The organism is Streptococcus hillyeri (genome assembly GCF_003686955.1).
GTDB lineage: Bacteria > Bacillota > Bacilli > Lactobacillales > Streptococcaceae > Streptococcus > Streptococcus hillyeri.
Genome location: NZ_RCVM01000041.1, coordinates 1 through 2,694 on the forward strand (window position 1 = coordinate 1; position 2,694 = coordinate 2,694).

Here is a 2,694-nt window from a genome sequence, read left to right on the forward strand (position 1 = left end):
AAACTGAACGTAACAAGGTTAGTGAAGAAATCACTACTCCAGCAGTTGAAGAAGTGATTGAAGTTGGCACAAAAGAAGTCACCGTTATTCCGGGAACGCCAATTGTTGTGCCAGTCGTTAAAGATGAGACCAAGACCGAAGTGATTCCGTTTGAGAAACAAACGCGTGAGAACTCAGAGTTAGCGAAGGGAGAAACGCGTGTCGTTCAAGAAGGTAAAGATGGAGTTCGTACGATTGTTTACACCGTGACAACAGTAGATGGCCAAGAAACAGGTCGCGTTGTCAAATCAGACACGACAACCCCAGCAGTGCCAGAAATCACAGAAATTGGTACAAAAGAAGTCACCGTTATTCCGGGAACGCCAATTGTTGTACCAGTCGTTAAAGATGAAACTAAGAGTGAAGTGATACCGTTTGAGAAACAAACGCGTGAGAACCCAGAGTTAGCGAAGGGAGAAACGCGTGTCGTTCAAGAAGGTAAAGATGGAGTTCGTACGATTGTTTACACTGTGACAACCGTAGATGGTCAAGAAACAGGTCGTGTTGTCAAATCAGACACGACGACCCCAGCAGTAGCAGAAATCACAGAAGTTGGTACAAAAGATATTCCTGTTACTCCAGCGCCATCGAAACCAGTTGTTAAGACGGAAACTAAACACGAATCTATTCCATTTGAGAAACAAACGCGTAAGAATCCAGAGTTAGCGAAGGGAGAAACGCGTGTCGTTCAAGAAGGTAAAGATGGTATTCGTACGATTGTCTATACTGTGACGATGGTAGATGGTAAAGAAGTTAGTCGTGTGATTAAAGCTGAAGGAACAACTCCGGCAGTTCCAGAAATCATTGAAATTGGAACAAAAGGAGTGTCAGGGACAACGACTAAGAAAACAGACACCAAACCAGAGGCTAAATCATCAGTAGCTGGAGCCAAAGCAGAAGCTAAAGCAGTGTTGCCAAAAACAGGTGAACAAAAATCCTTGTTAGCAGTTATTGGAGCAGCTGTGTTGGCAGTGCTTGGTGGCTTGATGTGGTTTAGAAAGAGAAAAGAGTAGAGAGTAAAGAGATAGGATATGAAGAAAAAAGGAAATGATAGGAGACATCCCAATGGCTTGTTAAGTTTATTGGCGACGTTAGGGTTATTATTCCCAATGTTGTTAAACTTAGTAGGTGGCATTGTCGTAACAGCGACAACGAGCATTGGTAATGTCTCAACGACTACGACAGCTCCTAAGGTGACCCAAGAGGGCTGTGCGATTAAGATTGAGACAACTGAAGAAGTTGCATGGGCATTACCCCGTCAACCCATTGACTTGGTAATTTTGCAGGATACATCAGGTTCATTTAGAAATACTATTGACAATATCAAAACTGCATTGACAAAGTTAACAACGGCTGTTCCTGCTGAAAAGTACGACTATAATAAGCCGAAATTAGTTTTTACTAATGATCCCAAAACAACAGACCGCGTCATGATTGGTACTTATCAGGGGATTGATAAGCAATATATCTATACAGGTGGTTCTAGCTTTTCAGGTAATTACGTTCTTGCGAACGATGGAAAATATGATTTTGATTTTTCAGAATTGACAAATGATCCTGGAAAAATTAAAACTTTCTTAGATAATGAGGTTACGAAAGAAGCGGCAGCAGGAGGAACGCCAACAGTTCCGGCCATTGATGACTTCATGAAACAGTATCAAGTGGCTAAAGCGGCAGCAGGCAACAATGACAATCGAAAGACAGTGTTCTTGCTTATCACAGATGGTGTAGCAAACGGTGTTCGCAAAGATAACCAAATTGTCATTGAGAAGACAAAAGAACGAATTAAGAAAATTGCTAACTATTATGGCTTTACCCAGGAGATAGTAAATGAGTTCGGAGGTTATGAATATTATACCACTCTCAATCCAAAGCTTGGAAACCATAAGGAGTTACGCGAGGGAGGATGGGACTATTCGGTAAGATACGATCCATACGATCCATATAGAACTCCGTATTACTTCTTTACACTTCCAGAGGGAGCTCAAGACTATATTACTCGTTCTCAAGAATTAGTTGATCGTGGAAATAAACTGAAGCAAGAATTAGGAAGTAATTCCGAAGTTGTTATTGGTTTCTGGGAAGATATTGCTAACTTTAGAGTTGCTCAACAATATGGTGACGGATACGAAGGTGGATACCTTAACAAATATGGTATCGACGATGGAGCAACAAATGCACCAGTTCGTAATGTGTTCCATGATGCTTTGCATACGATGGCTTCGCCAGATAAAGTTGTTAATGGGAAAAATGTATCATTCTATGTAGATGAACAGAAGGATGTTGATCTTTTTGCACAAAAGGTTCTTGACTCTGTAACTGCCGCAATGGTTAGAGAAAATGTAAATGGAGAGTTTGAAGTTACCGAAGGCTATAAGGTAGAATCTGTCACAATCAATGGCAAGAAAGTTGTTGAAACTGTTAAGGATGATACAAAAGAAATCCCAGGTACGGTAAAACAAGAAGGACGCAAGGTTACTATTTCTGTACCAGAAAGTGTCTTTAACCCGGGTAACAACAAGTTTGACTACGAGTTAAAACGTACCGAAGAAGCAGAAAACTTGGATGAGGCGGATGAAACAGAGCCTCCTGCGAACTACACGCCACCAAAAGTAGAGCGTGAAGTAGGTCAATTGGTAGGTACCTTTAAGGTAG

The 2,694-nt window shown here is 41.3% G+C and carries 2 protein-coding genes; both read left to right on the forward strand.

Going from position 1 to position 2,694, the window contains the following annotated elements:
• Window positions 1–1,052, forward strand: a 1,052-nt coding sequence (locus EAF07_RS10340; protein ID WP_121836461.1) for a G5 domain-containing protein, incomplete at its 5' end; no start/stop codon positions are given.
• Window positions 1,053–1,070: 18 nt separating this feature from the next.
• Window positions 1,071–2,694 (forward strand): vWA domain-containing protein (locus EAF07_RS10345; RefSeq protein ID WP_142925608.1); only part of this gene is annotated, 1,624 nt, incomplete at its 3' end.